This window comes from Heyndrickxia sp. FSL K6-6286 (genome assembly GCF_038630395.1).
In the GTDB taxonomy this organism is placed as follows: Bacteria; Bacillota; Bacilli; order Bacillales; family Bacillaceae_C; genus Heyndrickxia; species Heyndrickxia oleronia.
The window spans coordinates 834,033-859,258 of record NZ_CP152029.1; the positions used below are offsets into that span (position 1 = coordinate 834,033).

Here is a 25,226-nt window from a genome sequence, read left to right on the forward strand (position 1 = left end):
AGGTGTAAATATGGAAAAAGAACTATTGAAAATAAATGATTTACAAACCCATTTTTTTAGTGATAAAGGTGTTGTTAAAGCGGTTGATGGTGTAACGATCACTGTGAATAAAGGAGAAACCGTTGGGATTGTTGGGGAGTCGGGATGTGGAAAAAGTGTAACATCCTTATCGATTATGCGCCTATTGAAAGATACCCCTGGAAAAATTGTTGGTGGTAGCATCCAATTTGAAGGGAAGGATTTAATCCAATTGCCGGAAAAAAGTATGCGATCGATTCGGGGAAATGAGATTGCGATGATCTTTCAAGAACCAATGACCTCTCTTAATCCTGTATACAAGATTGGTAGACAACTAGTAGAGTCTATTCGATTACATATGAAAAAGGATGCAAATGAAGCAAAAGAGCATGCGATCAAAATGCTTGAACTTGTTGGAATTCCAAGAGCTCGAGAAATTATGAAGGAATATCCTCATCAATTATCTGGAGGAATGCGCCAGCGGGTCATGATTGCGATGGCAATGTCCTGTAATCCGAAATTATTAATTGCAGATGAACCGACGACAGCGTTAGACGTAACGATTCAAGCACAAATTCTGGACTTAATGCGAAAATTAAGAGAGGAAAGTGATTCATCCATCTTATTAATTACCCATGATCTTGGTGTAGTAGCAGAAATGTGTGATCGAGTCGTGATTATGTACGCAGGTAAAGTGGTTGAGGAGTCTGATGTGAATACCATCTTTGAAAATCCGAAGCATCCTTATACAAAAGGATTATTAGAATCAATTCCTAAGCTAGGTGTGAAGATTGATCGCTTGCAATCTATTAAAGGAAATGTACCTGCTCCTGAACAAATGCCAAAAGGATGCAAATTTGCCCCGCGTTGTCCATTTGTCATGGATCAATGCTGGGAGAGAGAACCACAGCTGCAATCGGTGAATGCAAATCACACAACAAGATGCTGGCTTCATCAAAAGGAGGGGGCACAATGAGTACACTCGTCGAAGTGAAAAATTTAAAAAAACATTTCCCTATTAGTAAACGGATTTTTTCCAAGAAAACATCTGTCGTTAAAGCGGTTGATGGGTTAACCTTTACGATTGAAAAAGGGGAAACATTGGGACTTGTAGGTGAAAGTGGTTGTGGAAAATCAACGACTGGACGAATGATTATGCGTTTGATTGAGCCAACGGAAGGACAAGTGTTCTTTAATGGGCAAGATATCACCTCCTTTTCTGAAGATAAGTTACGCAAGTTTCGTAAGGAATTTCAAATGATATTCCAAGATCCATTTGCATCACTGAACCCACGGATGAAAATTGGAGATATTATCGAGGAACCACTGATTGTTCATGGGGTGGAAAAGGAAGAGCGTAAGCAGAGGGTTGAAAGTTTATTAGACGTTGTCGGATTAACGCCTTTTCATGCAGATCGTTTTCCCCATGAATTTAGTGGTGGGCAAAGACAGAGAATTGGTATTGCTAGAGCATTAGCGGTAAATCCGCAATTAATTGTTGCAGATGAACCCGTATCTGCACTCGATGTGTCGATTCAATCACAAATCTTAAATCTATTAAAGGATTTGCAGAAAGAATTTGGCTTGACCTATTTATTTATCTCTCATGATTTAAGTGTTGTTGAACATATAAGTGATCGAGTAGGAGTAATGTATCTAGGTAGAATGGTTGAATTGGCAGATAAAGATTCTTTATATAAGGAACCATTACATCCATATACAAAGGCGTTATTATCGGCAGTTCCTGTCCCAGATCCAAAGGTAAAAAGGGAAAGAATTGTACTCAAGGGAGATCTACCAAGTCCATCAAATCCTCCTTCTGGTTGTACATTTCATACGCGATGCCCATTTGCAACAGAGGAATGTAAAGTAAAAGTGCCAGAGTGGAAGGAAGTGAGAGAAAAGCACTATGTTTCGTGCCATTTATATTAGATAATAGAGAGAAATAAACTATTAAATGGTAGGACGGTGTTATCATGTCTGAATCGAAACTGCATATTATCTCCATTCAGGAGAGATATTTAGCTACAATTACAAAGCAGTTGAAAGAAGTATTCCGAGATTTGATCCAGTTATCGCCGACAACGATTAAAGATTTACAAAACAACACGATTGAACCAGGAGATGTAGTGATCTTATCTAGTGATATTCTGATGGGTTTTGCATTACAGTTTATTCCAGAGGGATGTCAATATATTATTGCTAAGCGCGAAATTAATTATGCAAATATGAAGGAAGTAATTGAATTACCTCCAGGGAGAAAGATCCTTGTCGTTAATGATACGTTGATTAATACGAATGAAACGGTTAACTCATTAAGAGAGACGTTTTCTGAGCATCAATATTTTGCCTATGATCCATCTCAACCGATACCGGAATTTATAGATTACATTATTACACCTGATGAAACGCATCTTTTACCAGGTGGGTTAGGTAAAGTTATTGATATTGGTATGCGTTTATTGGATATTGAAGTATTTCTTGAAGTAGCTAAGCTTCTTGATTTATCCATTGATTCAATCACATTAAATAAGCGTTATATGAAATCATTAATTTCGTTGTCAAAGAGTTATTCATCTACTCAGTTAAATGATCAAAAGAAAATTGTAAAGGATGTACGAGATACGGCTGGATATCATTTTTCTGATATGATCGCTCGAAGCAGTAAGATGCAGATCGCATTAGAACAAGCAAAGATATATGCTCAACTCGATCAACCAATTCATTTATACGGTGAAGCTGGGACAGGGAAAAAAATGCTTGCACAAGCTATTCATAATGCCTCTAAACAACATTCTGGTCCCTTTGTTGTCATCAACTGTGCTTTTCGGACGCATGATTTATTAGAGAAGGATTTGTTTGGAGTTGAGAATGGTACAGATATAACGATCGGGGTTATTGAAATGGCGCAAGGCGGAACCCTATATATTGAATCAGTCAATGAGCTTCCTGTTTTTTTACAAAAACGTCTTTTACAAGTTATCCATTCAAATAAATTAGAGCGGAAGAATGGAAAGAATTTAATTGATGTAAATGTGAGAATCATAACAAGTAGTCTATATTCATTGGAAGAGATGCAAGGGGAAGGGTATTTTGAGCAAGAAAAACATGTTATTCTAACTCCGTATTCCATCTATATGCCAAGTTTGCTGGAAAGAATTGAAGATATTGATGATTTAATTGTAGATATAAAAACAAGATTACATCGTAAGGATTTGTCATTTACCGAAGAGGTAATGCAGCGTCTGAAAACATATAAATGGAAAGGAAATATTAAGGAGTTATATAATACAGTTTCTTATTTATCTTTCCTAGATCAATCCCTTATAGAAACTCATATGCTGCCTTTATATTTAAAAGAAGAAAAGGAAAGCTACCATTCGGAACAGGATGTACAAGAAATAAATATGGGAAAAATCATTGAGAAAATTGAAGAACATGGTTTTTTAGAAGAAAGTATTTCGATTTTAAAGGTTTTTCAAGAAGGGAAGCAGGAACGAGAATCATTTGGACGTACAAAGCTTAAAGCTAGATTAATAGAAAAAGACATCGATTTAACAGAGCAACAGCTACGCATGAGATTGGAAGTATTGCAGGAACTCAAACTATTAAATGTACGACAAGGTCGTGCGGGTACAACGATTTCGAGATTAGGTGAACGGTTCTTAGCAAATTATGAAAAACAGGTGATATAAATATGAAACTATATATTTCAGCGGACATTGAAGGGGTTGCAGGAGTCGTACATAGTGAACATACCACTCGCGATGGTAAAGAACATGATAGGGCTAGATCGTTAATGACGGAGGAAGTCAATGCTTGTGTCCGTGGAGCACTGGAAGCAGGTGTGACAGAAATAGTTGTTAATGATTCACATGGTACCATGCGAAATCTCATACCGGAGCAATTACATCCAGAAGCGGAGTTAATTTCAGGTTCTCCCAAAAAATTAGCCATGGTAGAAGGCTTAGATGAAACATATGATGGCGCTGTTTTTTTAGGTTATCACACAAAAAAAGGGGACTTTGGTTTACTGAATCATACGTTCAATGGAAAAGTGGTTCGCTCGATCAAAGTCAATGGAAAAGAATATGGAGAATTTGGCTTAAATGCATTAGTAGCTGGTTTTTTCAATGTCCCAGTTATTTGCGTCTCAGGTTGTGATCGTTTAGAAGGGGAAGCACGTGAGTTAATTCCTTCTATTTACACAGCAACCGTTAAACAAACGATAAATCAGTTTACTGCAAAAAGCGTCCATCCTAAAAAGGCCCAGGAAATGATCCAAGCACAAACAAAAGCTGCATGGGAGAATCGAAAGAATATCCCGCCATTTAAAATCGATGGTCCTGTAGTCATTGAGATGTCCTTCAATACAACTGGTTTTGCCGAAAATGCTGCAATTCTACCGATCGTTGAACAAATTGATCCATCCACTGTCACGTTTGAAGCGAAAAATATGATCGATGGTTATCGTTTTATTCGAAGCTTGATTATGATAGCGAGTTAGTGTTAGGTAGATGTACAAGGGGGAATTTATCCCCCTTATTTAATAAAGGCTGTTTTCTTAAACATTGTTGCTAAGTAAAGTTTTAACGAATACCTATCGGCTAAAGATTGCTACACCTTTGTGTTTATTGCATGCTTGTTCTTACCTTTTCGGGAATCATCACGACTTCGGTTTTTAAATCAATAGGTTTAAACGATTCATCAATGCATTCCTGCCAATAGTGTAAATGCTTTTTATCTATCCAATTCTCTGATTCCTCTACTGCTTGCCCGCCTTCACCTTGAATGGAGTACCAATATAAATATTCATCGCCGTTTAGATTTTCTCTGAAAATTGTTTCTACATACATTTTTTCATCTTCTAATGTAATCAGAACATCTTTCATATGTTCATTTAAAAATCTTAACCATTCATTCACCTGTTCTGATTTCCCTTTCTTCACCCTAAATCTTGTTAATTCAACGTTCATGTTATCCCATCCAAGTATTTTTTCTGTTCATTACTGCAATATACTATTTTATTTTAACAGAAAATTCAAATACTAGTAGAACGGTTACTTAACTATTTTCTTGTAAATGGATTTGGGACAACAGAACCGACCCTCTGTCCCGTTTGGATTTAAAGTAGGTGAATAAATAGCATCCGAGGATGACAATCGCGCTGCCTACTCCTTGCATCCATGTTAGTTTCTCATCTAAAAATAGATAGGCAAGGATTGCTGTGAATATGGGATTGAAATTTAAGAAATTTCCGGACGTGGTGGCTCCTAATTTTTTGACACCGATATTCCAAAATAACATGCATAGTACAGTAGAAACTACACCGGTATATAATATAGAAGAAATAAATGAACCGTTAATAGTAGTTACTGTAAAATCAACTAAATTAAATGGGAGAAGAACAAGAAGTCCAAATACTCCAGAGTAAAAGGTAGACATTAGCGGAGATGTCTTCGTTGAAGCCCATTTACTGCAAACTGAGTAAATACCCCAAATACATACTGCTAATAACATCCACCCATCCCCTTTATTAAAATGAAGTGAAAGCAGGAAGTGAAGCTTTCCTTTTGAAAGTACAAGGAGCACACCAAAGAAGGAAAGAATCATGGATAATAACTGAATCAAATTCATTCTTTCTCTTAAAAAAATAAATGAAAATATAGCTATAGATATGGCATTTAAGGTCGAAATGATGCCTACATTGGTAGCGGATGTTTGTTCCAGTGCCCAAAATTGAAAGAGATTAAATAGAACCACTCCTGTTAATCCCATTAGAAAAAGCGGAAGGATGGCATTTTTAGGTGGTAATAGTCTTTTTTCTTTCCACCATACAATTGGTAATAAGCAAATGACAGCGATAAGCCATCTTAAACTGGTTAACGTCATTGGTGAAGCGTGGCCAACTAAGAATTTTCCTACAACAAAGTTCCCTCCCCATAAGCAGCTAGTCAATAATAGGAGCAAAAAATAAAAAATTGGCATTTTTCCACATTCCTTTTTAGATAAATGATTATTAATAATCTTAGCATCAATCTTTTGTTATCAGTATAAAATTTTGTTGAATTGATTAAATATGAAATATAATTAAATTAATAAAGATTATTATGAAATAATCTTCAAAATAAATGTCTAAAGTATGCTGGTTTTTGAATAATCGTAAGGGAGTGTGTAGGTGTGGAATCAATTGTAAGCAAAATATTAGATAGGGTTGATCTTCGGATATTGGATTTACTGCAAAAAGAGGAGCAAATAAGCAATGCTGAACTAGCGAGGTGTGTGAATCTATCACCGCCTGCAACACATGCGAGGGTAAAAAGGTTAGAAAGTGAAGGATTTATTGATCGTCATGTAGCAATTTTGAATCAGGAAAAGCTTGGTTTTGATTTATTATGTTTTATTTTTATCAGTACGAATATTCATCAGGCTGAAAAGTTGGAATGCCTAGAGAAGGAATTGAAAGAAATGCCTGAGGTACTCGAGTGCTATTGTCTAACAGGAGAGTATGATTATTTATTGAAAGTAGCAAATAAAGATCGAAGGGATTTAGAAAGCTTTATACGCAAACTTAATCTATTAGGAATTACGAAAATACAAACGAGCTTAGCGTTAAGAGAAATTAAATATTCAACAGTCTTACCGATCATTACAGATACTGATGGTAACTAGGTGAAAATAGAGATGCTGTCTATAAGAAGAAACTTTCTTAACAGGCAGCATCTTTAACCATATGTAAGCTTTAGTAATACAGATGAATAAAATTATTTAATTCTATATGTGGAACGTTCCCTTACTAAAATAAAAAAGTGAATAAGGCTATTTCGAGCCCGTTCCTGCTGCTTTTTGAAAGTGTTATAGGAGCAATTGATTTCCATTGTTAGGCCGTTTTTAAATAAAATTTGAGGGTGTTTGGCTTTGCGCAGTAATTTTTCAATGTGGTCTGGAAAGATCCATTTACAATCATAATCTTTAGGAGACTTTGTAGGAATAGCATAAATCATTTCTATAGGGCAAATAACTAACGGTGTTTTTTTTTCGTAGGAAAATGCTTTACGTACCGCATTAATTCTTCCGTTATAATCGGTACATCTTAATTCGCAAGCTTGGTCAAGTAATTCCTGATTCGTTCGACCAGTGTAGTACATTCCGTTAACATCGTAAATTCTCGAGTTATACTCTGGATGATATACGGCTTCAAGCCCCATGGTTGTTAATGAGATTTGATAGTCTTTTACATATTTCATCCCCATAATCCTCCTTTTTTTAATCTAAGTCTATCATACTATAATATTCCAAAATAATCCATATTTTTATTAAAATTTTCATAATTTTATAATAAATATAAATTTTTGTCATTTTAAAGGTTTAAATAGTGAATAATGTTCGTTTGTTTGGTTGAAACACTGTGTTTCAAAGAAAAATATGTCTAAAACGTATTTTTGTGTTCCTAGATATAAAGATAGGCTCTAACTATGATGGAACCAACCCGGGAATACATGGAAAGGCGCGCTAATCCAGAAAGGTTTCCAAGTGGAAAGATTTCAGGAACTGATGGAGGAGTATTCACCAATGATCTATCAAATTATACATTCATTGCATATTTATAAAAATCATGATGAATTCTATCAAATTGGCCAGATTGCTTTATGGGAAGCAAGTAAGCAGTTTGATGAAACAAAAGGAGCTTTTTTAAGTTATGCCTATGCGACTATTAAAGGGCGCATTTTAACAGAAATAACTAAACAAAAAAGACAAGAGGAGAGAAATATATATCCCAAGGAAGAATTCTGGGAAATTCAAGCTTCACCATTATCAAGGAAGCCATTAGAGCTTGCTGATCTCCTTTTCTATTGTAAGGGGCTTTCTCCTAAACAGCAAAAGTGGGTGATAGGAACTTTTTATTATGGAAAAAGCTTAAGCGAAATTGCTAAAGAAGAAAAGGTATCTGAATCAGCGGTAAAAAAGTGGAAAAAAGGAGCGATGGATAAAATAAAAATAAATATTGGATGTTAAAGTGGGTAAGGAAAGACTCATGTGATAAGTATCCTTTAAGTACTGAAGTATTGGAACGTTGATGGTCACGAGCCCTACGGATTAAAGCTATATTTGAAAATAACAAATAAAAAAAGTATAGAAGGTGCTATTACCTTTTATACTTTTTTGCTAGCCAAACAAGTATGAGCAGAAATGGAATATACAAATAATTAATCAGAAATCCTGCTTTTCCGAAGACATAATTGAGATGCTCAATCTGATAACGTGTTTTAAAGAATGGGACAACAATTAAAGGGATGAGAGAAAGAATAATCACTCCCTTTCTTTGTGAAAGGTTAAACGTTTGTTTTAGTAATCGGCTTCCACACCAAAGGGCAAGAGCTGTGTTAGGGAGTATAATCAGGCACCAATTAGCGATCCCAATGTATTCAAAGCGTTCAACAACGGGTAAATGGACAATTTTCCAAGTTGATAATGAAGCCCAAATATATTTTAGTAGTTGCGCTTCGTTATAATAGGCGAAAGAAAGAATCGCTGTATATAAAAATAATAGAAGCGATGTCGTTAGTGCGAGAAACGCCCATTTTTTCGATTTATTATGATCTTTAATAAAAGGACTGTAGATTAGAAAGGATTCAAAGCCAATATAGGTGAGTGACATTTGATGACCTGCAAGAATAATTTCCTTTACTGAATGATCGAATAATGGCAAAAAATTGCGGAAATTCGCGTACGGAAGTGTAAAACTAAACAGTATAATTAAATAGGATGGAAGTACGACACTAAAAAACATCATGCCTACTACTGTTCTAAAACCGCCAAACACGATATACACACAGAGCGATAAATAGATAAAGGTAAAAATAAACACATTTAAATCATTAAAAACCCATACTTGAATGATTTCGGAATACGAACGTAAGATGGTTGTCGTATATAGTATAAAATAAAAAACAAAAAGAAGATTACAAGCACCACCTAACCATTTTCCAAATACAAATTGATGGGTTCCCGCCAGATCTGTTTCACCAAATGCTAAAATTTTATAAATGATCCACATAACTAACATGGTCATAATCCCTGCAAAAATAACGGACATCCATGAATCATAACCAGCGATTTTTGCAATGGCTCTTTGAAACCCTAATATCCCAATTCCGAATTGCATGCCATGTATCGTAAAAAACACAAGTGAAGGCGATACTTTACGATTTTCTGGAACAGTCTGCATTTTAAGTCCCCCAATAATAATTGGAAATAACGAGATAGGTTAATGTCTTTTTTCGATTAAACATCAAATATAAAAGAGATTATTCCACTCAAATAACCATTCATTTTTTCCACATAGTGATAATATCTCCAAAAATAATAAAAAAAAACAAAGGGACGGTTCTTTTGCTTCCTTCAATTAAGAGGAAACAAGAGAACCGTCCCTTTGTTTAATTATTTTAATGACCAACATGTCCTTTGGTAGGATTAGTTATTTCGAACCCTTCCTCTGGTACATAGAAAAATTGAATCCAAACTCCATCGAGAAATTCTTCGTCTCTTTTATCTAACAGAATTTTAATTCCTTTATCTGTTTCAACAATTTCGTCATGTTCAGTTGGATGATCAAATTGTAGTGCATAGTGCGCGTGATTTCCATGATTCTCTGTGATTATCACGCGAATCATTTTTCCTTCAGATTCTTCATCATTTAGCATCTTATTAAGAATCTTTGCTGCGTTGCGATTAATTTTTACTTTCATAAATGAGTACCTCAATTCACTTTTCTTAATGTAGGGATTAAAAGTGTAGCTCCCTTTTATTTGATAACAGTCTACCACAAATATAGGAAAGATAAACGAAAGGAGCTTATCATTGATTTTGAGCACTGTATTAATTGATGGGAAAGGTTTAATACATATAATAAGCATATGTAGAATTGTTGGGCAACTTTGCTTTTCTTCTTTATAATTCTCTAATATATTTATTTTGACAAAGTTCTATGTAAACTAGGGGATTACATATCTTTTTAAAATTGATATCAGTTATTATGAATAAATATGTTGACTTTTAAATAATAATATCTTAATATAATAAAGTCTTCTTTAAAGACGGTTAGCAAGTCAAATAAAACGATAAAAAAGTGTTGACAAAAATTCTGATTTCTAATAAAATTTATAAATGTCGCTGTTGCGATATTGAAAAAATAATTAAAAAAAGTTATTGACACTTTAAATATGTGATGTTATAATATAAAACGTCGCAAAAATAGTTCTTTGAAAACTAAACAAACAAAAACGTCAATGAATTACTTTTATAAGAGCTATATCAAACATCTTTTTGGAGAGTTTGATCCTGGCTCAGGACGAACGCTGGCGGCGTGCCTAATACATGCAAGTCGAGCGAATCTGATGGGAGCTTGCTCCCTGATGATTAGCGGCGGACGGGTGAGTAACACGTGGGTAACCTGCCTGTAAGACTGGGATAACTCCGGGAAACCGGGGCTAATACCGGATAACTTTTTTCTTCGCATGAGGGAGAATTGAAAGATGGCCTCGGCTATCACTTACAGATGGACCCGCGGCGCATTAGCTAGTTGGTGAGGTAACGGCTCACCAAGGCGACGATGCGTAGCCGACTTGAGAGGGTGATCGGCCACACTGGGACTGAGACACGGCCCAGACTCCTACGGGAGGCAGCAGTAGGGAATCTTCCGCAATGGACGAAAGTCTGACGGAGCAACGCCGCGTGAGTGATGAAGGTTTTCGGATCGTAAAACTCTGTTGTTAGGGAAGAACAAGTATCGTTCGAATAGGGCGGTACCTTGACGGTACCTAACCAGAAAGCCACGGCTAACTACGTGCCAGCAGCCGCGGTAATACGTAGGTGGCAAGCGTTGTCCGGAATTATTGGGCGTAAAGCGCGCGCAGGCGGTTTCTTAAGTCTGATGTGAAATCTTGCGGCTCAACCGCAAGCGGCCATTGGAAACTGGGAGACTTGAGTGCAGAAGAGGAGAGTGGAATTCCACGTGTAGCGGTGAAATGCGTAGAGATGTGGAGGAACACCAGTGGCGAAGGCGACTCTCTGGTCTGTAACTGACGCTGAGGCGCGAAAGCGTGGGGAGCGAACAGGATTAGATACCCTGGTAGTCCACGCCGTAAACGATGAGTGCTAAGTGTTAGAGGGTTTCCGCCCTTTAGTGCTGCAGCTAACGCATTAAGCACTCCGCCTGGGGAGTACGGCCGCAAGGCTGAAACTCAAAGGAATTGACGGGGGCCCGCACAAGCGGTGGAGCATGTGGTTTAATTCGAAGCAACGCGAAGAACCTTACCAGGTCTTGACATCCTCTTGACCTCCCTAGAGATAGGGATTTCCCTTCGGGGACAGGAGTGACAGGTGGTGCATGGTTGTCGTCAGCTCGTGTCGTGAGATGTTGGGTTAAGTCCCGCAACGAGCGCAACCCTTGACCTTAGTTGCCAGCATTCAGTTGGGCACTCTAAGGTGACTGCCGGTGACAAACCGGAGGAAGGTGGGGATGACGTCAAATCATCATGCCCCTTATGACCTGGGCTACACACGTGCTACAATGGATGGTACAAAGGGCTGCAAGACCGCGAGGTTTAGCCAATCCCATAAAACCATTCTCAGTTCGGATTGTAGGCTGCAACTCGCCTACATGAAGCCGGAATCGCTAGTAATCGCGGATCAGCATGCCGCGGTGAATACGTTCCCGGGCCTTGTACACACCGCCCGTCACACCACGAGAGTTTGTAACACCCGAAGTCGGTGAGGTAACCTTTTGGAGCCAGCCGCCGAAGGTGGGACAGATGATTGGGGTGAAGTCGTAACAAGGTAGCCGTATCGGAAGGTGCGGCTGGATCACCTCCTTTCTAAGGAATATGGAAAAGCGGAGGCGACTGTTCAGTCCCTGCAAAAAATGTTCTTCCGACGAAAAGTCGATAGACTTTGAAGGAGGAAGGTTATTTTTCTGCGAGGGACTAGGAGCCGGAGCTAGATATGGAAAACCACTTACGTGGTTAAGACGTTTTCTGTTTGTTTAGTTTTGAGAGAATTATCTCTCACTTGATATTATTTTCATATCATTAAATATTAATTGCTCCTGCGGCAATGCATATTCGAGGATGATTAGGTTCACCTCGGAGCAAGGCAGCACGAAGCGAACGCTCTGATGATTAATCATGATGTGATTGAAATCAGTAGCCTTGTTCTTTGAAAACTAGATATATAAGAAGTAACCAAGTAATAACCGAGAATCGCCACTTTATGGATGAATCCATTAAGTAGTTTTAAATAACCTTTTAGGTTAAGTTAGTAAGGGCGCACGGTGAATGCCTTGGCACTAGGAGCCGATGAAGGACGGGACTAACACCGATATGCTTCGGGGAGCTGTAAGCGAGCTTTGATCCGGAGATTTCCGAATGGGGGAACCCACTGCCCGTAATGGGGTAGTATCCTTACTTGAATACATAGAGTAAGGAAGGCAGACCCGGGGAACTGAAACATCTAAGTACCCGGAGGAAGAGAAAGCAATTGCGATTTCCTGAGTAGCGGCGAGCGAAACGGAAGAAGCCCAAACCAAGAGGCTTGCCTCTTGGGGTTGTAGGACACTCTATACGGAGTTACAAAGGAACGGAGTAAATGAAGAGGTCTGGAAAGGCCCGTCAAAGAAGGTAACAACCCTGTAGTTGAAACTTCGTTCCCTCCAGAGTGGATCCTGAGTACGGCGGGACACGTGAAATCCCGTCGGAAGCAGGGAGGACCATCTCCCAAGGCTAAATACTCCCTAGTGACCGATAGTGAACCAGTACCGTGAGGGAAAGGTGAAAAGCACCCCGGGAGGGGAGTGAAAGAGAACCTGAAACCGTGTGCCTACAAGTAGTTAGAGCTCTGTGCGTATTTTCCTTCGGAAAAACGCCGAGTGATAGCGTGCCTTTTGTAGAATGAACCGGCGAGTTACGATTTCATGCAAGGTTAAGCTGAAGAGGCGGAGCCGCAGCGAAAGCGAGTCTGAATAGGGCGATAGAGTATGAGGTCGTAGACCCGAAACCAGGTGATCTACCCATGTCCAGGGTGAAGGTAAGGTAACACTTACTGGAGGCCCGAACCCACGCACGTTGAAAAGTGCGGGGATGAGGTGTGGGTAGCGGAGAAATTCCAATCGAACTTGGAGATAGCTGGTTCTCTCCGAAATAGCTTTAGGGCTAGCCTTAAGGTAAGAGTCTTGGAGGTAGAGCACTGTTTGGACTAGGGGCCCTCATCGGGTTACCGAATTCAGACAAACTCCGAATGCCAATGACTTATCCTTAGGAGTCAGACTGCGAGTGATAAGATCCGTAGTCAAGAGGGAAACAGCCCAGACCACCAGCTAAGGTCCCAAAGTATACGTTAAGTGGAAAAGGATGTGGAGTTGCTTAGACAACCAGGATGTTGGCTTAGAAGCAGCCACCATTTAAAGAGTGCGTAATAGCTCACTGGTCGAGTGACTCTGCGCCGAAAATGTACCGGGGCTAAACGTATCACCGAAGCTGTGGATGGACACCAATGCATCTTTTCCTTCGGAAAAATGCTGGATGTCCGTGGTAGGAGAGCGTTCTAAGGGCTGCGAAGCTAGACCGTAAGGACTGGTGGAGCGCTTAGAAGTGAGAATGCCGGTATGAGTAGCGAAAGAAGGGTGAGAATCCCTTCCACCGAATGCCTAAGGTTTCCTGAGGAAGGCTCGTCCGCTCAGGGTTAGTCGGGACCTAAGCCGAGGCCGAAAGGCGTAGGCGATGGACAACAGGTTGATATTCCTGTACCACCTCTTCACCGTTTGAACGATGGGGGGACGCAGGAGGATAGGGTAAGCGCACTGCTGGAATAGTGCGTCCAAGCAGTTAGAGGGGTGACGAGGCAAATCCCGTCACCATGTACCTTGAGCTGTGATGGCGAGGGAAATTTAGTACCGAAGTTCCTGATTCCACACTGCCTAGAAAATCCTCTAGTGAGGTGAAAGGTGCCCGTACCGCAAACCGACACAGGTAGGCGAGGAGAGAATCCTAAGGTGAGCGAGAGAACTCTCGTTAAGGAACTCGGCAAAATGACCCCGTAACTTCGGGAGAAGGGGTGCTCTGTTAGGGTGCAAGCCCGAGAGAGCCGCAGTGAATAGGCCCAGGCGACTGTTTAGCAAAAACACAGGTCTCTGCGAAGCCGTAAGGCGAAGTATAGGGGCTGACGCCTGCCCGGTGCTGGAAGGTTAAGAGGAGAGGTTAGTCGCAAGACGAAGCTTTGAATTGAAGCCCCAGTAAACGGCGGCCGTAACTATAACGGTCCTAAGGTAGCGAAATTCCTTGTCAGGTAAGTTCTGACCCGCACGAAAGGCGCAACGATCTGGGCACTGTCTCAACGAGAGACTCGGTGAAATTATAGTACCTGTGAAGATGCAGGTTACCCGCGACAGGACGGAAAGACCCCGTGGAGCTTTACTGCAGCTTGATATTGAATTTTGGTACAGCTTGTACAGGATAGGTAGGAGCCTTTGAAACCGGAGCGCCAGCTTCGGTGGAGGCATCGGTGGGATACTACCCTGGCTGTATTGAAATTCTAACCCGCACCCCTGAATCGGGGTGGGAGACAGTGTCAGGCAGGCAGTTTGACTGGGGCGGTCGCCTCCTAAAAGGTAACGGAGGCGCCCAAAGGTTCCCTCAGAATGGTTGGAAATCATTCGCAGAGTGTAAAGGCACAAGGGAGCTTGACTGCGAGACCTACAAGTCGAGCAGGGACGAAAGTCGGGCTTAGTGATCCGGTGGTTCCGCATGGAAGGGCCATCGCTCAACGGATAAAAGCTACCCCGGGGATAACAGGCTTATCTCCCCCAAGAGTCCACATCGACGGGGAGGTTTGGCACCTCGATGTCGGCTCATCGCATCCTGGGGCTGTAGTCGGTCCCAAGGGTTGGGCTGTTCGCCCATTAAAGCGGTACGCGAGCTGGGTTCAGAACGTCGTGAGACAGTTCGGTCCCTATCCGTCGTGGGCGTAGGAAATTTGAGAGGAGCTGTCCTTAGTACGAGAGGACCGGGATGGACGCACCGCTGGTGTACCAGTTGTCTTGCCAAAGGCATCGCTGGGTAGCTATGTGCGGAAGGGATAAGTGCTGAAAGCATCTAAGCATGAAGCCCCCCTCAAGATGAGATTTCCCTTAGTTTATCTAAATAAGATCCCTGAAAGATGATCAGGTTGATAGGTTCGAGGTGGAAGTGTGGCGACACATGGAGCTGACGAATACTAATAGATCGAAGACTTAACCAAATAGATTTAAGGTTATTACACTTCTTTATATATCTAGTTTTGAGGGAATAAACCCTTAACAACATATAGTCTGGTAATTATGGCAAGAAGGTCACACCCGTTCCCATCCCGAACACGGAAGTTAAGCTTCTTAGCGCCGATGGTAGTTGGGGGCTCTCCCCCTGCAAGAGTAGGACGTTGCCAGGCTACGCCCCTAAGGTGGGGCTATTATTTTGCTTCACTATATTAACAAAATATTCCTATGTGGCCCGTTGGTCAAGCGGTTAAGACACCGCCCTTTCACGGCGGTAACACGGGTTCGAATCCCGTACGGGTCACCATTTTATATATTATACATATTGGAGGATTAGCTCAGCTGGGAGAGCACCTGCCTTACAAGCAGGGGGTCGGCGGTTCGATCCCGTCATCCTCCACCATATATAATAACGGCCTAGCTCAATTGGTAGAGCACGACCGAATAAACGACTTTGAAATACATCAGCGTACGGCTTGAGCTGCTGCTTGAATAAGCAAACTGAAAGCTGGACGACCATAGCACCTAAACCTCTGTTAGGGGATAATATTTATAAATGCCGGCCTAGCTCAATTGGTAGAGCAACTGACTTGTAATCAGTAGGTTGGGGGTTCAAGTCCTCTGGCCGGCACCACTCAGGTCATTACGAGCCATTAGCTCAGTTGGTAGAGCACGATCGAGTACGCTACGAAGAGTAACATCAGCGTACCAATCGAGATACAGCTTGAATAATCTTGCTGAGATTGGGACGTCGTAGATGCATTTATATTTGAAGTACATGCTTACACTATTAATTATATTCATTACGAGCCATTAGCTCAGTTGGTAGAGCATCTGACTTTTAATCAGAGGGTCGAAGGTTCGAGTCCTTCATGGCTCATTTATATTCGCAAGGTTTTGAATTAACAAAGGTACTTTTTGCGGAAGTAGTTCAGTGGTAGAACACCACCTTGCCAAGGTGGGGGTCGCGGGTTCGAATCCCGTCTTCCGCTCCAAATACCCTTGCCGGGGTGGCGGAACTGGCAGACGCACAGGACTTAAAATCCTGCGGTAGGTGACTACCGTACCGGTTCGATTCCGGTCCTCGGCACTAGAAATTTTTACGAAGTAAAAGATTTAAGGATTTTTGCAAAGCAAAAGATCCTTCCATAAAATATCTTACGATATAATGTATGCGCCCGTAGCTCAATTGGATAGAGCGTTTGACTACGGATCAAAAGGTTAGGGGTTCGACTCCTCTCGGGCGCGCCATTTAAAACCAAACATTATATGGGGCCTTAGCTCAGCTGGGAGAGCGCCTGCTTTGCACGCAGGAGGTCAGCGGTTCGATCCCGCTAGGCTCCACTTTCGGAGGAATACCCAAGTCTGGCTGAAGGGATCGGTCTTGAAAACCGACAGGCGGGTTACACCGCGCGGGGGTTCGAATCCCTCTTCCTCCGCCATTAATTTATGTTAATAATAAATGGTCCGGTAGTTCAGTTGGTTAGAATGCCTGCCTGTCACGCAGGAGGTCGCGGGTTCGAGTCCCGTCCGGACCGCCATTTATACTAAAACAAAAGTTGATAAAGATGGCGAATATAAAATATTATATAGATAAAGATATAATATATGGCTCGGTAGCTCAGTCGGTAGAGCAATGGACTGAAAATCCATGTGTCGGCGGTTCGATTCCGTCCCGAGCCACCATTTTATGGCGGATGTGGCGAAGTGGTTAACGCATCGGATTGTGGTTCCGACATTCGTGGGTTCGATTCCCATCATCCGCCCCATTATAATGACTATTTTATTGGGCTATAGCCAAGTGGTAAGGCAACGGACTTTGACTCCGTCACTCGTTGGTTCGAATCCAGCTAGCCCAGCCATCTTTTTAAGGCAGCATAGCCAAGTGGTAAGGCAGAGGTCTGCAAAACCTTTATCACCGGTTCAAATCCGGTTGCTGCCTCCAATAATAAAGATGCGGGTGTAGTTTAGTGGTAAAACTACAGCCTTCCAAGCTGTTGTCGTGAGTTCGATTCTCATCACCCGCTCCAAATACATAAAGGGCCTATAGCTCAGCTGGTTAGAGCGCACGCCTGATAAGCGTGAGGTCGATGGTTCGAGTCCATTTAGGCCCACTATTTTTTTATTTACATATTCCGCAGTAGCTCAGTGGTAGAGCTATCGGCTGTTAACCGATCGGTCGTAGGTTCGAATCCTACCTGCGGAGCCATTCATGCGCCTTTAGCTCAGCAGGATAGAGCAACAGCCTTCTAAGCTGTGGGTCAGAGGTTCGAATCCTCTAAGGCGCGTATAGAAAGCTCATTCTTTAAAGAATGAGCTTTTTTTATTTTCTTCAATATGTTATTCCTAATCTCAGTATAAGTAAACAATCAGTTATTCAATGTACTGTTTTTCTTTAATGATGAGGTACTTCTGTATTTCTGTTCTATTTTGGTTGTCTACTTACAATTCTTTACTAGTTCAAATATTTTATAGAAAAAAAATTAACAAAATAAATTTCAGAATATTCAACTATATGGTAGATTCAAATAAAGTGGAATGGAGTGGAGGAGTATCTATGGAATTCGATGTTATTGTTGTTGGGGCTGGACTTTCAGGATTGGTGGCAACTGCAGAGATTGCAGATACGGGAAAAAAGGTCCTGTTACTTGATCAGGAACCAGAAGCATCATTTGGGGGGCAAGCTTGGTGGTCATTTGGAGGTCTATTTCTAGTTGATTCTCCTGAACAGCGAAGGCTGGGTATTAAGGATTCAAAAGAATTAGCATGGCAGGATTGGTTAGGTACGGCAGGCTTTGATCGCGAAGATGATGAGGATTATTGGGCAAGAAGATGGGCTGAAGCTTATGTGGAGTTTGCCGCTGGAGAGAAGCGTAAATGGTTATATGATATGGGTGTCCGTTTCTTTCCTGTTGTAGGCTGGGCAGAACGTGGTGGTTATTTAGCAGAAGGTCATGGAAATTCAGTCCCCCGTTTCCACATTGTATGGGGAACAGGACCAGGGATTGTTGCTCCATTTGAGAAAAGAGTTTTGGAGCATATAAGAAATGGAATGGTTGTGTATAAACCACGTCATCAAGTGGATCACTTAATTCAAGAACGTGGTGTGATTATTGGTGCAAGCGGGTCGATTTTGGCCCCTAGCTCTGCAGCTCGTGGGGAGGCTAGTAGTAAGGAGGTTATTGGTACTTTTGAATATCGTGGTCAAGCGGTTCTTATTTCAAGTGGTGGGATAGGAGGAAATCATGATCTGGTTCGCAGGAATTGGCCGAGTCGTTTAGGTACTCCACCTAAGAAAATGCTTAGTGGAGTACCTGCACATGTGGATGGAAGGATGCTTGGTATTACTGAAAAGGCAGGAGGACGATTGGTAAATCGAGATCGTATGTGGCACTATACTGAAGGAATAAAGAATTGGAATTCTGTGTGGAACAATCATGGGATACGAATCCTTCCGGGTCCATCGTCCATTTGGTTGGATGCGCGTGGACAGCGTTTTCCTACTCCAAATTTTCCGGGCTTTGATACATTAGGTACTCTTGAGACGATTCAAAAAACCGGTTACGATTATTCTTGGTTTATTTTAACGCAAAAAATTATCGAAAAGGAATTTGCACTTTCAGGCTCTGAGCAAAACCCCGATCTAACTGGAAAAAGTATTCGAAAAGTACTGAAAAGGACATTACCGGGTGCTCCTGAACCCGTACAAGCTTTTATGGATAAAGGTGAAGATTTCATTATTGCTAATCGACTTGACGATTTAGTCAACGGAATGAATAAGTTGACCGGTGAAAACTTGCTGATACTAGAAGACATTGAGAGACAAATCATTGCACGTGACCGTGAAATAGAGAATACTTTCACGAAAGATCTTCAGATTACGGCGATCCGTGGTGCAAGGAATTATATCGGTGATAAATTAATTCGTGTAGCTCCTCCACATAAACTGCTTGATCCAAAAAATGGACCACTTATAGCTGTCCGTTTACGAATTGTCAGCCGTAAAACCTTGGGAGGTTTACAGACAGACTTATCAGGTCGCGTGCTTAATTTAGAAGGGGATGCCATCCAAGGGCTATATGCAGCAGGAGAAGCCTCGGGTTTTGGCGGAGGTGGTGTTCATGGGTATCGTTCATTGGAAGGGACGTTCTTGGGAGGCTGTCTTTTTTCAGGAAGAATAGCTGGGAGAGCTATAGCGATGGATATTGACTAGATTCTTTATTAAAGGATTATTGACAATGAGGAAGTTTCGCGGTTACACATTAATGAATTTAATTCACTCCTTAAATTTTTATAGATTTGGATAGTTTATTAAAATGATAGATAAGAGCTCAGAAAAAGATATTTAATGACTGCACTGAGAAGATAAAATAATGAGTGAGTAGTCGGATAATAAATTTCGGGATAATAAAATATGATTTTTATAAGGGTTGTCTCATAAAAGAGGCAGCCCTTTTGCTGTAAAGAATCTACTATATGCTAGATAGAGTAATTTATAAGAGATAAAAAGGTCATTAGCAGGGGATCCAGAAATGGACTGAAAATTATTTTAGAAAGACTTGTTACTTAACGATAGATAACAAAAAAAATAGATTTGTAATAATATAATTTAATTTTCAAAAACATTTGACAATTAATAAGGATGTGTTTATTATTTTTCATAAGACATCATATGACGTCTTAAAAATAACGGGGAGGTATCATTATGAAAACTGAACATGTAAACCAAATTGCGTCTGCAGTCAATGCAGTTAAAGCAACAGATGTAAAGAACTTTTATTTTGTAGCTTGTGGAGGATCTATGGCAGCCCTTGCAACAGGAGATTATTTCTTAAGTAGGGAGATTTCCGTTCCTAGTAAGGTTTACACGTCAAATGAATTTGTTCATATGAATCCGCGTGGTCTTGGAAAAGGAAGTGTGGTTATTCTTCGTTCTCATTCAGGAACAACACCGGAAACTGTTGCTGCAGCAAAATTTGCAAGGGAAAAGGGAGCCGTAACCATAGCTATTTCAATGGATGTAGAATCTCCTCTGTGTAAGGAAGCAGAGTATATTGTCCATTACAATTATAAAGATGGCTCTGATGTAATTGATGGTGAAACAGGTGTCTATTACAGTCTGATATTTGGAATTCTTAACGCGCTAACACCAAATGAAAAATATGAAAGATTATTAAGTCAATTAAAGAATCTTGAAAATCTTTTTGAAACGAATAAAAAACTAACATATGATAGAGCATTCAAATTCGGTAGTGAATATAAACGGGAGAAGCTCATCTATACGATTGGGAGCGGCGCTTATTATCACCAGGCCTATTCTTTTACTAGCTGTCTCTTAATGGAAATGCTTTGGATTCATTCGAATGCGATCCACTCAGGTGAATATTTCCATGGACCATTTGAGGCAACTGACTTTGATGTTCCGTTTTTGATTATTAAAGGAGAAGGACCAACTCGACCTTTAGATGAAAGAGCTATAACATTCGCGCAAAAATTTAGTGATAAGCTGGAAGTTGTTGATATTACCGAATTAGACTATGCGGGTATAGATGAAGATCTTAAAGAGTATTTTGGTCCAGCAATTGCCGGGGCAGTTTTAAGACAGTATGCAGATGGTTTAGCTGAACATACAGGACATCCATTGTCTGTAAGACGTTACATGTGGAAAATGGAATATTGATGTTTGTTTACTATCAACAATAGGTTGGCATGACTGATTCTAAAAAATTTTTTAGGAAGCAAAGGTTTTTCATGTGGATATAGTTCAGTTGTAAGTTTATCTAATCTACGATGTATCACTATCTAAATTGAACGCTCCATTAATTTCTTGATTAATATCAGAATAGTTAGAATAATAAGGAGTGAGATAGGTGAAAAAATTATTTGCTATAGTCACAATTATTCTTTTATTGACTTTAACAGCATGTTCCTCCTCTACTAGCAAAAAGGAAAATAGTTCATCAAAAGGTGATGTAGTGGAAATCAATTTTTTTCATAGATGGCCAAATGAGCCACGAAAATCTTTCTATGATCAAAAAGTCAAAGAATATATGAAAGCGCACCCAAATGTAAAAATTAAAGTAGATTCAGTATTAAATGATTCCTATAAAGAGAAAATAAGAGTACTTGTTTCTAATGATGATCTTCCGGATATATTCACATCTTGGTCAGATTCATTTGCTTTAAATCTCGTATCATCCGATCGAATTATGCCACTAAATGATATTTTAAGTGAGGACCAAGAATGGTCTGGGAAATTCATTGAGTCTCAATTTGCTGGTTTTACATTTGATGATGTAAAGTATGGTGTGCCATTTACTGTTGATGGAAAGGCTTTCTTCTATAATAAAGAAATTTTCAAAAAGCATAATATTCAAGTTCCAAAAACCTATAACGAATTTATCGATGTGCTTGATAAATTAAAGGCTGAGGGCTATGAAACACCATTAGTAGAAGGATTAACAAATGGATGGGCCATTTCTCATTACATGGGGACAATCTTTCAAAGGGTTCTGGATCCTGAAGTAATGGCAAAAGATTATAATGAAAAAACTGGTGAGTTTACCGACCCAGGCTATATAAAAGGATTGGAAATCTTTAAAGAGTTAACAAAATATATGGGAGATGTATCAACAGCAATTGACCATGAGGCAGCAAGAAATATGTTTGCCAGTGGCGAAGCTCCGATCGTTTATATGCAATTCGCTGAAATTAAAATGGTAGAGGATCAAAGTAAATTGGATTTTGGATTCTTCGACTTTCCTGCGGTTGAGGGTGGAAAAGGGGATCCAGGAGCACTTACGGGGGCGCCAGAAGGATGGATGCTAAGTAAGAACGCTCCAAAAGAAGCAATCGATTTCTTGAAGTTCTTAACTTCTGAAGAAACAGCACGTGAATTTACCAAAACAGATGGACAATTGAATGCAATAAACGGTGCTGTAGACGAGGAAAATACATCGCCAATTAGAATGGAAGCTTTTGAGATTGTTTCAAATGCTACTACTACCACTCCATGGTTTGATAATGCCGTTAATATCAAGATTGCAGATATTTTTATGAGAGGCGGCCAGTCATTAGCAAATGGTCAGATGACTCCTAAAGAAATTATGAAAGAAGTTCAAGCTGAAGCAAAGCGGTTGAAAAAATAGTTGTTAATCCCCTCCCTAAGATTCAGAAATTTTTTTTCCTGAGTCTTAGGGAATTTATAAAATCAGATTAATTTAGGAGGGGAGTAAATGTATAAAAGGAAGTTTAATATGATTCCTGTGCTGTTTTTGCTACCAAGTGTTATTTTTTTGCTTATATTTGTATACTTTCCATTAATACAGAATTTTTATAATAGCTTCTTTGACTTTTCTGTTTTCTCAAAAACGAAATCTTTTGTTGGCTTGGATCATTTTAAGGAGCTATTAACGGACAAGGTAGTAAGTGTTTCATTGTTAAATAACATCAAGTATATAATTATTTCAGTTATTTTACAGGTAGGCTTCGCTTTAGTATTGGCTTATATTCTAGAAGATAAGGTGTTTAGTAGATTTGCACCATTCTTTAGAGTTGTTTATTTCATCCCAGTGATGATTTCAATCTCAGTCATCGCTCTATTATTTGGTTTTGTTTATAATCCACAGATGGGAATTTTAAATAGTTTTCTAGGATTAATTGGTTTGGATAGCTTAGCTGAAGTATGGTTAGGTAATTCGACTACAGCCATTTATGCAGTCATTGCCATGTCACAATGGCAAAGTATTGGATTTATAACGATGTTATTTATCGTCTCGATCCAGAAGATTCCTAAGGATATGTATGAGGCTGCTGAAATTGATGGGGCAGGGAAGATTAGGAAATTTTTTAGTATTACAGTACCTCAAGTAAGAGAAGCTATTTTTGTTAATACATTGATTACAATAACAGGATCAATGCTCGTTTTCAATGAACCTTATATTCTAACAAATGGTGGTCCAGGATTCAGTTCTATGACGATGTCTGTTCATATGTATCAGACAGGATTTGTGAAAGATAATATGGGCTATGCATCTACATTGGCGATTATTATTTTTATTCTGACAGCGGTGCTCGCACTGGTTCAAATACGAATATCCCGCACTGGAAAGGGTGATTAAAATTGGTGAAGCTCGAAAAATCATCTAGTAAAATTCGAAAATTTGGCCCTGGGGAATTTTTCGCCATGCTGATGTTGATCGCTTTTGCAATCACCATTCTTTATCCACTGATTTGGATGGTTATTTCTTCAATGAAAAGCTATGATGAGATATATAATGATGTATGGGGATTTCCAAGTACTTGGATTGTTGAAAACTACTCAATTGCTTGGTCAAAGGGAATCTCAAGTTATTTTATGAATAGTCTCATTGTCACTGGAACAACGATTATTGTTGTCTTGATTATTGGCTCCATGGCTGCATTTGCATTGGCAAGGTATCGTACTAGACTCATTGACCTTGCACTTATTTTCATCATTGGCGGTATGATGATGAATCCACAGGTTGCATTAATCCCTTTATTTAACATCCTAAGTTCACTTGAATTAATTAATACAAGATGGGCATTAATACTCCCCTACATCGCGTATAGATTGCCACTTACTATCCTGTTGATTCGCGGTTACTTTTTAAGCATTCCCAAGGAGCTTGAAGAATCGGCTATTATTGATGGATGCTCCGAATTTGGTATATATAGGAGAATCTATCTACCAATGTCTCTACCAATCTTACTTACAACAGTAGTATTAACGGCTTTCTATGCATGGAATGAATTTTTATTTGCAACAATCTTTATTGATTCTGAAGCGTTGAAAACGATTCCTTCTGGATTAATGAACTTTAGAGATGCTTTACGGACAGATTGGGGTGTTCTCCTAGCTGGTATGGTCATTGCTTCGATCCCTATGGTTATACTTCTCATTTTTCTACAAAAATATTTGGTAAGAGGGTTATCTGAAGGATCTGTAAAAGGTTAAAAGAAAGGAAGATACGATGAAAATAATCACAATTGGAGATAATGTTGTAGATTGTTATTTAGATCAAGGAAAATACTACCCGGGAGGAAATTGTGTTAATGTTGCAGTAAACTGTAAGCGATCCGGTGCAGAGGAAGTAAGCTATATTGGGGTTTTTGCTACTGACGATAAAGCAGCACATTTAAAGAGCGTTCTGGAGCTAGAAGGTATCCCTTATCATCGGTCAAGGGTCGTTGAGGGAATAAGCGGTCAGCCACGTGTTAATCTAACTGAAGATGGTGATCGAGTATTTGTAGGTGGTCCTAAGGATACAGTCCAACATATCGTGAAGTTAAAACTAATCCCTGAGGACTATGAATATATTAAAGGGTTTGATGTTTGTCACACTAGTTGTTACTCATCTATAGAAGAAGAACTCCCAAGCCTATCAAACTATATTAAGGTGTCCTTTGATTTTTCAGATATTCATGATCGAGCTTATCTTGAAAGAGTATGTCCTTATATAACACACGGGTTTTTCTCAGGGGCACATTTAACTGATGATCAATTAGAAAAGTTAGTGGATGAGTTAGGAAAGTATAATCTGGAGACTATTGGAATTACTCGTGGCTCTAAGCCTGCCCTTTTTATTTATCAAGGTAATAGATACTATCAACAAGTATATCAAACAGAAATCGTTGATACGATGGGTGCTGGAGATAGTTTTATTGGTGGTTTTATGACAGCCTATTACAATCATCATAATATTTTAGATGCACTGGATTTTGCCGCTAAAAGTGCCAGCCAAACATGTGGATTTTATGGTGGGTTTGGATACCCGATGGATTTAGAATAGATTGGTCATTTATAGCCTATGCTCTATATGGTGTAGAGGCTATTTTTTTTGATATAGAGAGTATAATTGTATCTTTTGAACTATATTCGTTT

Annotated in this window: 17 protein-coding genes, 18 tRNA genes and 3 rRNA genes; 33 read left to right on the forward strand and 5 right to left on the reverse strand. The window is 39.7% G+C overall.

What is annotated here, in order from left to right; all coding sequences use genetic code 11:
• Window positions 1-10: 10 nt before the first annotated feature.
• From MHI39_RS04340 to MHI39_RS04355, 4 genes are read left to right on the forward strand one after another with little or no spacing between them, the layout of a single operon-like run.
• A complete protein-coding gene (locus tag MHI39_RS04340) occupies window positions 11-994 on the forward strand; it encodes an ABC transporter ATP-binding protein (protein WP_058004705.1) in 984 nt (327 codons plus the stop codon).
• A complete protein-coding gene (locus MHI39_RS04345; RefSeq protein WP_342540762.1) occupies window positions 991-1,950 on the forward strand; it encodes a dipeptide ABC transporter ATP-binding protein in 960 nt (319 codons plus the stop codon). Before MHI39_RS04340 ends, MHI39_RS04345 begins: the two co-directional genes overlap by 4 nt.
• Window positions 1,951-1,994: 44 nt before the next feature.
• A complete protein-coding gene (locus MHI39_RS04350; RefSeq protein ID WP_342540763.1) occupies window positions 1,995-3,713 on the forward strand; it encodes a sigma 54-interacting transcriptional regulator in 1,719 nt (572 codons plus the stop codon).
• Between the two features lie 2 nt (window positions 3,714-3,715).
• Window positions 3,716-4,525 carry a M55 family metallopeptidase gene (locus MHI39_RS04355; protein WP_342540764.1) on the forward strand — a complete coding sequence of 270 codons (810 nt, stop codon included), beginning with the start codon at window positions 3,716-3,718 and terminating at the stop codon, window positions 4,523-4,525.
• Between the two features lie 124 nt (window positions 4,526-4,649).
• On the opposite strand, the gene MHI39_RS04360 is transcribed toward MHI39_RS04355, so the two are convergent.
• Complete coding sequence (locus MHI39_RS04360; RefSeq protein ID WP_058004709.1) at window positions 4,650-4,994, reverse strand: DUF6176 family protein; 345 nt, start codon at window positions 4,992-4,994, stop codon at window positions 4,650-4,652.
• An 88-nt stretch (window positions 4,995-5,082) separates the two neighbouring features.
• Window positions 5,083-6,006 carry a DMT family transporter gene (locus MHI39_RS04365; RefSeq protein WP_278890502.1) on the reverse strand — a complete coding sequence of 308 codons (924 nt, stop codon included), beginning with the start codon at window positions 6,004-6,006 and terminating at the stop codon, window positions 5,083-5,085.
• Window positions 6,007-6,198: 192 nt separating this feature from the next.
• On the opposite strand from MHI39_RS04365, the gene MHI39_RS04370 reads away from it, so the two are divergent.
• Window positions 6,199-6,690: an Lrp/AsnC family transcriptional regulator gene (locus MHI39_RS04370; protein WP_278890501.1), complete on the forward strand. Its 492-nt coding sequence runs from the start codon at window positions 6,199-6,201 to the stop codon at window positions 6,688-6,690.
• A gap of 92 nt (window positions 6,691-6,782) precedes the next feature.
• Here the strand turns inward: MHI39_RS04370 and MHI39_RS04375 are convergent, their stop codons facing one another.
• Window positions 6,783-7,265 (reverse strand): competence protein ComK, encoded by a 483-nt coding sequence (locus tag MHI39_RS04375; RefSeq protein WP_058004712.1) that lies wholly within the window; start codon window positions 7,263-7,265, stop codon window positions 6,783-6,785.
• Between the two features lie 325 nt (window positions 7,266-7,590).
• Between MHI39_RS04375 and MHI39_RS04380 the strand changes: the two genes are divergently transcribed.
• On the forward strand, window positions 7,591-8,034 hold the full coding sequence (locus tag MHI39_RS04380; protein WP_342540765.1) for a sigma-70 family RNA polymerase sigma factor: 444 nt from the start codon (window positions 7,591-7,593) through the stop codon (window positions 8,032-8,034).
• A 130-nt stretch (window positions 8,035-8,164) separates the two neighbouring features.
• On the opposite strand, the gene MHI39_RS04385 is transcribed toward MHI39_RS04380, so the two are convergent.
• Window positions 8,165-9,247 carry a GerAB/ArcD/ProY family transporter gene (locus MHI39_RS04385; RefSeq protein ID WP_342540766.1) on the reverse strand — a complete coding sequence of 361 codons (1,083 nt, stop codon included), beginning with the start codon at window positions 9,245-9,247 and terminating at the stop codon, window positions 8,165-8,167.
• A gap of 217 nt (window positions 9,248-9,464) precedes the next feature.
• Window positions 9,465-9,767 carry a heme biosynthesis protein HemY gene (locus MHI39_RS04390; protein ID WP_058004715.1) on the reverse strand — a complete coding sequence of 101 codons (303 nt, stop codon included), beginning with the start codon at window positions 9,765-9,767 and terminating at the stop codon, window positions 9,465-9,467.
• A gap of 574 nt (window positions 9,768-10,341) precedes the next feature.
• Here MHI39_RS04390 and MHI39_RS04395 point away from each other — a divergent pair.
• From MHI39_RS04395 to MHI39_RS04525, 27 genes are all read left to right on the forward strand, one after another.
• Window positions 10,342-11,894 (forward strand): 16S ribosomal RNA (locus MHI39_RS04395).
• Window positions 11,895-12,326: 432 nt separating this feature from the next.
• A 23S ribosomal RNA gene (locus MHI39_RS04400) occupies window positions 12,327-15,309 on the forward strand.
• Between the two features lie 69 nt (window positions 15,310-15,378).
• A 5S ribosomal RNA gene (gene rrf, locus MHI39_RS04405) occupies window positions 15,379-15,495 on the forward strand.
• The 16S, 23S and 5S rRNA genes sit together here with 18 tRNA genes alongside, the layout of an rRNA operon.
• A gap of 59 nt (window positions 15,496-15,554) precedes the next feature.
• A tRNA-Glu gene (locus MHI39_RS04410) sits at window positions 15,555-15,629 on the forward strand.
• A 20-nt stretch (window positions 15,630-15,649) separates the two neighbouring features.
• Window positions 15,650-15,725, forward strand: a tRNA-Val gene (locus MHI39_RS04415).
• Between the two features lie 155 nt (window positions 15,726-15,880).
• A tRNA-Thr gene (locus MHI39_RS04420) sits at window positions 15,881-15,956 on the forward strand.
• 173 nt (window positions 15,957-16,129) lie between these two features.
• A tRNA-Lys gene (locus MHI39_RS04425) sits at window positions 16,130-16,202 on the forward strand.
• Between the two features lie 40 nt (window positions 16,203-16,242).
• Window positions 16,243-16,317, forward strand: a tRNA-Gly gene (locus MHI39_RS04430).
• A 9-nt stretch (window positions 16,318-16,326) separates the two neighbouring features.
• Window positions 16,327-16,412, forward strand: a tRNA-Leu gene (locus tag MHI39_RS04435).
• Window positions 16,413-16,496: 84 nt separating this feature from the next.
• Window positions 16,497-16,573: transfer RNA gene (locus MHI39_RS04440), tRNA-Arg, on the forward strand.
• A gap of 20 nt (window positions 16,574-16,593) precedes the next feature.
• A tRNA-Ala gene (locus MHI39_RS04445) sits at window positions 16,594-16,666 on the forward strand.
• Between the two features lie 5 nt (window positions 16,667-16,671).
• Window positions 16,672-16,764: transfer RNA gene (locus MHI39_RS04450), tRNA-Ser, on the forward strand.
• A gap of 22 nt (window positions 16,765-16,786) precedes the next feature.
• Window positions 16,787-16,863: transfer RNA gene (locus tag MHI39_RS04455), tRNA-Asp, on the forward strand.
• A gap of 69 nt (window positions 16,864-16,932) precedes the next feature.
• Window positions 16,933-17,008 (forward strand) — tRNA-Phe (locus MHI39_RS04460).
• 7 nt (window positions 17,009-17,015) lie between these two features.
• A tRNA-His gene (locus MHI39_RS04465) sits at window positions 17,016-17,091 on the forward strand.
• Window positions 17,092-17,109: 18 nt separating this feature from the next.
• Window positions 17,110-17,184, forward strand: a tRNA-Gln gene (locus tag MHI39_RS04470).
• Between the two features lie 9 nt (window positions 17,185-17,193).
• Window positions 17,194-17,267 (forward strand) — tRNA-Cys (locus MHI39_RS04475).
• An 11-nt stretch (window positions 17,268-17,278) separates the two neighbouring features.
• A tRNA-Gly gene (locus tag MHI39_RS04480) sits at window positions 17,279-17,352 on the forward strand.
• A 10-nt stretch (window positions 17,353-17,362) separates the two neighbouring features.
• A tRNA-Ile gene (locus MHI39_RS04485) sits at window positions 17,363-17,436 on the forward strand.
• A gap of 20 nt (window positions 17,437-17,456) precedes the next feature.
• Window positions 17,457-17,531: transfer RNA gene (locus MHI39_RS04490), tRNA-Asn, on the forward strand.
• A 5-nt stretch (window positions 17,532-17,536) separates the two neighbouring features.
• Window positions 17,537-17,610: transfer RNA gene (locus MHI39_RS04495), tRNA-Arg, on the forward strand.
• A 269-nt stretch (window positions 17,611-17,879) separates the two neighbouring features.
• Complete coding sequence (locus tag MHI39_RS04500) at window positions 17,880-19,535, forward strand: FAD-binding dehydrogenase (protein WP_342540767.1); 1,656 nt, start codon at window positions 17,880-17,882, stop codon at window positions 19,533-19,535.
• A 492-nt stretch (window positions 19,536-20,027) separates the two neighbouring features.
• The gene (locus MHI39_RS04505; RefSeq protein ID WP_342540768.1) at window positions 20,028-21,002 is read left to right on the forward strand and encodes an SIS domain-containing protein; all 975 of its coding nucleotides are present in this window, start codon (window positions 20,028-20,030) and stop codon (window positions 21,000-21,002) included.
• Between the two features lie 190 nt (window positions 21,003-21,192).
• Complete coding sequence (locus tag MHI39_RS04510; RefSeq protein ID WP_071975299.1) at window positions 21,193-22,470, forward strand: ABC transporter substrate-binding protein; 1,278 nt, start codon at window positions 21,193-21,195, stop codon at window positions 22,468-22,470.
• A gap of 87 nt (window positions 22,471-22,557) precedes the next feature.
• Entirely contained in the window at window positions 22,558-23,442 is an 885-nt protein-coding gene (locus MHI39_RS04515) for a sugar ABC transporter permease (RefSeq protein WP_342540769.1), read from the forward strand.
• Window positions 23,443-23,447: 5 nt separating this feature from the next.
• Entirely contained in the window at window positions 23,448-24,299 is an 852-nt protein-coding gene (locus tag MHI39_RS04520) for a carbohydrate ABC transporter permease (protein WP_235849577.1), read from the forward strand.
• Between the two features lie 16 nt (window positions 24,300-24,315).
• On the forward strand, window positions 24,316-25,134 hold the full coding sequence (locus MHI39_RS04525) for a PfkB family carbohydrate kinase (protein ID WP_078109700.1): 819 nt from the start codon (window positions 24,316-24,318) through the stop codon (window positions 25,132-25,134).
• Window positions 25,135-25,226 lie beyond the last annotated feature (92 nt).